Here is a 6,631-nt window from a genome sequence, read left to right as displayed (position 1 = left end):
TTAAAAGAATTCGGGTACGACAATATGATTGATTATATTGTCGATGTCTGCCAGATGACCTTAGATGAGACTTCATTGCTGCCCCATACAAATGGGGGCAATTTCAGTTTTGAAGACCTGAAAAGATTAAAAGAAGTTAATGCTTCAATGGGTCTTATGCTTGAAAACTCATCCAATAGATTAATGGAGTTGCCTGCACACAATAAAAGTCCAGGTAAAAATCCGCAGCTTAGGCTAGAAACCATTTCCAATGCAGGAAAACTTAAAATTCCATACACCACAGGAATTCTAATAGGCATTGGTGAAACAAAGGAAGAAATAGCTGAGTCATTACTTGCAATTAAAGACAGTTATGATAAATATGGACACATACAAGAAGTGATTATTCAAAATTTTACACCAATTCCAGGAATTAAAATGGAAAATTGGTCAGAACCAAGTCTTTTGGACATGATTAGAACTGTTATTGCAGGTTCTTTAGTATTTAAAGATACAGACATTAGCATACAAGTTCCTCCTAACCTAAACAATGAAACCGCCCAAATATTTTTACTATGCGGTGCAGATGATTGGGGAGGAGTCTCACCCGTAAGCCCAGATTTTGTAAATATTACTTCCCCTTGGCCAGGAATTGATGAACTTGAAAAACTAACCAATGATGCAGGTTTTGAATTGACCGAAAGATTATGCATTTATGAAAAATACATTAATGAAGAATGGCTAAGCGAATACCTGCTGGAAAAAATCACTAATTTATCCTAGCATCAACAACAATATGTTCCACACCAGGAGCATATTTCTTTATTTTATTAATTTTTAATATTTCAACATCCCTATCGCCCGCTTGAGAAATAATCCTATCAACAGGCCTTGTTTTCATCAACTTTTCAGGGACAGTTTCATGATAATGCAGAATTCCACCCTCATTTAAGCTGTTTATAGCCACATCCAAATAATGGTGAGTGGTTTTAACATAACCCATTACAATACGATCGGCTTTATATTTTGGAGCGTGAATTTTACAATCTCCCAAAATTGGAGTCACATTATCCAGTTTATTTAATTTAATATTTTCATTTAAGTAAAAGTAAGAATTGGGATTGATTTCAATTGAGTATATCTGTTTTGCATTAGAATGAACACCTATCGGGATTGAAAAATAACCTATCCCTGCAAACATATCCAAAACAACCTCATCATCTTCAACTAATTTTGCAATACGTAATCTTTCATTATTATTTCCCTTTGACCACATCACTTTCGCCAAATCCAATTTAAACAGACAGCCATTTTCTTTGTTTATGGTTTCGGTTTCACTGCCATAAATTATATTGTACACCGGTTCTCTTTTAGTTCCCTGAATATGGTCAATTTTCATTATAGTTTTAACATTATGCTTTTTTGATAGATTTTCTAAGTCCTGATAGGAGCCATATTGAAATTTACTATCTAAAATCAATATGTCCCCAATACGTTTCCATTTCAATTTATTCACCTTTTGAAAGAAAAGTTTATATATGCAAATATATAATATTAATATTGTTAGTTTATACTAATTATTGATTCTGATTTTAAATAAAATTAATATGAAATATTCAGTTAATTGATTTTATTATATTCTACCTATTAAGTAGTTGAAATAAGATATTTTAAATACTATAGAGGTGTATTTAAATGGATGATAAAATACTAGAAGGTACAACAACCGTTGGAATTACTTGTAAAGACGGAGTTGTATTTGCAAGCGAAAGAAGAGCTAGTATGGGAAACTTAGTAGCTCACAAAGTCGCAGAAAAAATATTTAAAATTGACGATCATATTGTAACTACCATTGCTGGTTCAGTGGGAGATGCACAAAGTTTAATGAAAGTTATTGAAGCAGAAGTTTCTCTTTACCAAATGAGGAACAACGATGAGATTAGCATAAAAGCTGCTGCATCATTAACCGCAAACATCTTACGTTCCGGACCAATGTACATTCAGACATTACTTGGCGGAATGGATGGTGACAAGCCATCTCTCTATTCATTAGACGCAGCTGGTGGAATGATCAAAGACACTTATATCTCAACTGGGTCAGGTTCTATCGTTGCATACGGAGTTCTTGAAGACAGATTTAGAGATGATTTAACAACTGATGAAGGAATTGAAATAGCCATAAGAGCTATTAGAGCCGCTGCTGAACGTGACACATATTCAGGTAATGGATATTTAGTTGCTAAAGTAGATAAAAACGGCTTTGAAATGTTAGATAATGAAAAAATTAATGAAATTCTAAAAGAAATATAAGTAAGCTAATTTTTCATAACTAACTATTTTTTTATATAAATAGTGTAGATAGTTTATGGAATTTAACTATTTATAGCTTAAAGCTTTTCATAAACTATTATACTACACCAACTTTTTTTGAAGGGATTATATGACTTCAGATATTTTAGAAGATATTAAAAAAGAGATTTTAGATAAACTACCAAAAGAAATTCAAGTTTCAAAAGTGGAATTTGAAGGTCCAGAAGTTGTAGTATATACTAAAAATCCGGAAATTATAACTGAAAATGGCGATCTTATAAGATCACTTGCAAAAGAACTTAGAAAAAGAATTATTATCAGATCCGACAAATGTGCATTACTTGAACCTGAAGAAACTATCAACAAAATTCATGAAATTGTACCTGAAGGAGCTGAAATTACTGACATTTACTTTGATACTGTAACTGGGGAAGTAGTAATTACTGCAAAGAAACCAGGATTGGTTATTGGAAAATATGGAGTAACATCCAGAAATATTGTTAAAAATACTGGATGGGCACCTAAAATCTTAAGAACCCCTCCAATTAGTTCAGACATAATTGGAAAAATTAGAACAATACAAAAGAATAGTAGTAAAGAAAGAAAAAAAATGTTACAACGTCTCGGACGTCAAATTCACCAGGGAAGCAAACACCCTAATGATTGGGCAAGAGTTACTTCTATGGGAGGATTTAAAGAAGTTGGACGTTCATCAATGTTATTACAAACACCAAACAGTCGTGTTTTATTAGATTGTGGAGTTAATGTTGCAGCATCAGATAATAAAAATGCATTCCCCTACTTGAATGCACCAGAATTTTCAATTGAAGAATTAGATGCAGTTATTATATCTCACGCTCACTTAGACCACTGTGGATTTGTACCATATCTTTACCATTATGGATATGAAGGACCAGTATATTGTACAACTCCAACAAGAGACTTGACTACTCTTTTACAATTCGATCATTTGGACATAGCCCACAGGGAAGGAAATCCATTACCTTTTACCTCAAAACATGTGAAACAAGCTATCAAAAATACAATTACCTTAGACTATGGGGAAGTAACTGATATTTCTCCAGACATAAGATTAACATTGCACAATGCAGGACACATCTTAGGTTCCGCAATATCCCACATGCACATTGGAGATGGAGCTCATAACTTAGTTTATACAGGAGACTTTAAATACGAACCATCAAGATTACTTGAACCTGCAACCATCAGATTCCCTCGCGCAGAAACCGTGATTATGGAAAGTACTTATGGTGGAAAAGAAGATGTGCAACCTTCAAGGAACAATGCCGAAAAAGAAATGATGAAAACAATCTACAGAACACTTAAACGTGGCGGAAAAGTATTAGTTCCAGTATTTGCTGTAGGAAGAGCACAGGAACTCATGGTTGTTTTAGAAGAGTACATGAGACATGGATTAATTGAAGAAGTACCAATATACATTGACGGTATGATTTGGGAAGCAACCGCAATCCATACTGCAAGACCTGAATACTTAAGTAAAGACTTAAGAGATCAAATTTTCCACATGGGCAGAAACCCATTCGTCTCAGACATGTTTGAAAAAGTTCAAAATAGAGACCAAAGAAAAGAAATTGTTGAAAGCAGACAGCCTGCAATCATCTTATCCACTTCAGGTATGTTAACAGGTGGAAACTCAGTAGAATACTTCAAATGGTTATGTGAAGATGATAAAAATACATTAATCTTCGTAGGATACCAATCAGAAGGATCAATGGGTAGAAGAGTTCAAAAAGGATGGAAAGAGATACCTCTTGAAGATGATGATGGTAGAACCAGACAATTCTTTGTGAAAATGGAAATCAAAACAATTAATGGATTCAGTGGACACTCCAACAGAAGGCAATTAATGGAATATGTTAAAAGACTTAATCCAAGACCTGAAAAAGTTATCACATGTCACGGAGACCCTTATAAAGCAGTCGATTTAGCATCTTCTATTCATAGAAGTTATAAAATTGAAACCAAAACTCCAATCAATTTGGACTGTGTTAGAATACAATAATTTAAAAAACAATTAAATACTTAATAAAACAAACTATAAATGTGGAAATATTGTTAAATACAATATTTTATTATTTATTTTTAAAAAAATTAACAAATGAAGCTTATAGGTGTTAAAATGGTTACTTATTCAGAATCCGGTGTTGATATAGACCTTGAGGCTGTAACTGTTTCAAAGTTAGCAGATAAACTTAAATCAACATTATCATGTAGAGATATCATCACCGACAGTGGTCATTATGCTGCTTTAGTTAAGTTAGGCGATAAAGCTATTGCAATGAGTACTGACGGTGTTGGAAGTAAAATTTTAATTGCAGAAATGATGAATAAATACGATACAGTGGGAATAGATTGTATTGCAATGGTTGTTAATGATATCCTCTGTGTAGGTGCAGAACCAATTGCATTAGTAGATTATCTTGCTGTTGAAAAACCAGACCCAGAAAGAGCTAGTGAGATTGCTGAAGGTCTTGTTAAAGGTGCTGAAGAATCAAAAATTGCCATAATTGGTGGTGAAACAGCTTCACTTCCAGGAATCATCAAAGATTTTGATTTGGCAGGTACTGGAATTGGTTTTGTAGATATTGATAAAATCATTACTGGTGAAAACATAGAACCTGGAAATGTATTGATTGGTATTGAAAGTAATGGAATTCATTCCAATGGATACAGTTTAGCAAGAAAAGCATTATTCGATGATGCTGGATTTACTGTTGATGATAAAATGCCTAATGGTGAAACAACTATCGGTGAAGAATTAATTAGACCAACTGAATTATATGTTAAACCTATTGTAGCATTATTTGAAAAAGAATATAATATTAATGGACTTGCACATATTACTGGAGGAGGTTTTACAAATCTCAGACGTTTGAAAAAAGGTGTGGGATACGATATCACTGACCTTCCAGAAGTTCCAGAAATATTCAAAGTTATTTACGAACAAAATGTCGACATCAAAGAAATGTATAAAGTATTTAATATGGGCGTCGGTTTTGTTGTAATTGCTGAAGAAAATGAAGCTGAAAAAATAATGGAAACTTTGAAAGAATACTGTAACTGTCAAATTATCGGTAGAGTAACCGATGATGAAAAAATTACTGTAAAAACTTTTGAAGGATCCGAAATAGAATACTGATTTGATAAAAATAAGAGGTGTGTAAATGAAGATAATGAAAGATAATGAAATAGCTCTTGTAAAAGAAATATTGAAAAAATTAGGAGCTAGTGAAGAAGACAGCGAATTTGTAGCTGAAGCAACAATAGATGCTGATTTAAAAGGATTTACATCACATGGGATTGGAAGATTCCCACAATACCTAGTTAGTATCAAATCAGGAACAATAAATCTCAAAGATGACATTACTATTGAAAAAGAAACTCCTGCAATCGCTTTAATCAACGGTAACAGTGGATTTGGACAAGCCGTATCCTACAAAGCAATGCAAATAGCTATAAAAAAAGCTAAAGAAGTAGGAATCGGATGTGTAGGTGTTCATAACACCAATCACTTTGGAGTAACTGGATTTTATTCCGATTTGGCATTAAGAGAAAACTGCATCGGACTTGTTATTGCAAATACTGACCCTGCTATTGCACCATTAGGAGGCAGCAAACCTTTAATTGGAACCAATCCAATAGCATTAGGAATTCCATCCGAAACATATATTACTGTAGATATGGCAACATCCGTTACAGCACGTGGAAAAATCATCGAATCCAAAAGAAAAGGTTTAGACTTGCCTGATGGATGGGCATTGGATAAAGATGGAAACCCAACCAATGACCCTGAAGCAGCACTTGAAGGATCAATTTTGCCATTTGGTGGATTTAAAGGATATGCATTATCATTATTAATTGAAATATTAACCGGTCCACTAGTACAGGCAGGATATGGACTTGGAGTTAGTGGTACTGCTTCACCAACCCAAGATTGTACTAAAGGAGATTTATACGTTGTAATTGATCCATCCAAATTTGGAGACTTTGGTGAATTTGTTGCAAATACCGAGGACTTTGTATCACAGGTCAGGTCTACCGGTGAAACCGTAGCCATACCTGGAGATTTAGAAGTTAAAAGAATTGCTGATGCTGAAGCCAACGGTGTTGCAATTGATAAAAAATTATACGAACAATTAAAACAAATCTGTGACAATTTAGATATTGACATAGATTCTTATGTAGAAGAATAATTATTTATCTTATGGTGAAAGAATACTCCGACCTCTTTAAGGTCGGAGATGAATTTCACAAAAAGGCATCTGAAGATATTAGTTTTCAAATGCTCTCTCTATTTCTT

General features: G+C 33.6%; 6 protein-coding genes. 5 read left to right on the top strand and 1 reads right to left on the bottom strand.

Annotated features, from left to right (window positions below; genetic code table 11):
• Nucleotides 1-762 (top strand): 7,8-didemethyl-8-hydroxy-5-deazariboflavin synthase subunit CofG (cofG, locus tag UIB65_RS03380; protein ID WP_330039717.1); only part of this gene is annotated, 762 nt, incomplete at its 5' end.
• On the opposite strand, the gene UIB65_RS03375 is transcribed toward cofG, so the two are convergent.
• Complete coding sequence (locus UIB65_RS03375) at nucleotides 749-1,486, bottom strand: class I SAM-dependent methyltransferase family protein (protein ID WP_330039716.1); 738 nt, start codon at nucleotides 1,484-1,486, stop codon at nucleotides 749-751. The genes cofG and UIB65_RS03375 overlap by 14 nt on opposite strands.
• Nucleotides 1,487-1,674: 188 nt before the next feature.
• Here UIB65_RS03375 and psmB point away from each other — a divergent pair, with 188 nt between their 5' ends.
• From psmB to comC, 4 genes are all read left to right on the top strand, one after another.
• On the top strand, nucleotides 1,675-2,289 hold the full coding sequence (gene psmB, locus UIB65_RS03370; protein WP_330039715.1) for an archaeal proteasome endopeptidase complex subunit beta: 615 nt from the start codon (nucleotides 1,675-1,677) through the stop codon (nucleotides 2,287-2,289).
• Nucleotides 2,290-2,419: 130 nt separating this feature from the next.
• Complete coding sequence (locus UIB65_RS03365) at nucleotides 2,420-4,333, top strand: beta-CASP ribonuclease aCPSF1 (protein ID WP_330039714.1); 1,914 nt, start codon at nucleotides 2,420-2,422, stop codon at nucleotides 4,331-4,333.
• Nucleotides 4,334-4,450: 117 nt separating this feature from the next.
• Complete coding sequence (gene purM / locus UIB65_RS03360) at nucleotides 4,451-5,470, top strand: phosphoribosylformylglycinamidine cyclo-ligase (RefSeq protein ID WP_330039713.1); 1,020 nt, start codon at nucleotides 4,451-4,453, stop codon at nucleotides 5,468-5,470.
• 25 nt (nucleotides 5,471-5,495) lie between these two features.
• On the top strand, nucleotides 5,496-6,524 hold the full coding sequence (comC, locus tag UIB65_RS03355) for an L-sulfolactate dehydrogenase (protein ID WP_330039712.1): 1,029 nt from the start codon (nucleotides 5,496-5,498) through the stop codon (nucleotides 6,522-6,524).
• Nucleotides 6,525-6,631 lie beyond the last annotated feature (107 nt).

This window comes from Methanobrevibacter sp., from assembly GCF_036307625.1.
Taxonomy (GTDB): domain Archaea; phylum Methanobacteriota; class Methanobacteria; order Methanobacteriales; family Methanobacteriaceae; genus Methanocatella.
This window is presented reverse-complemented; position numbering and strand designations above follow the sequence as displayed.

Bases quoted from the DNA above. Each gene is read 5' to 3' on its own strand.
- psmB (WP_330039715.1), top strand. From the start codon at position 1,675: ATGGATGATAAAATACTAGAAGGTACAACAACCGTTGGAATTACTTGT.
- UIB65_RS03365 (WP_330039714.1), top strand. From the start codon at position 2,420: ATGACTTCAGATATTTTAGAAGATATTAAAAAAGAGATTTTAGATAAA.
- purM (WP_330039713.1), top strand. From the start codon at position 4,451: ATGGTTACTTATTCAGAATCCGGTGTTGATATAGACCTTGAGGCTGTA.
- comC (WP_330039712.1), top strand. From the start codon at position 5,496: ATGAAGATAATGAAAGATAATGAAATAGCTCTTGTAAAAGAAATATTG.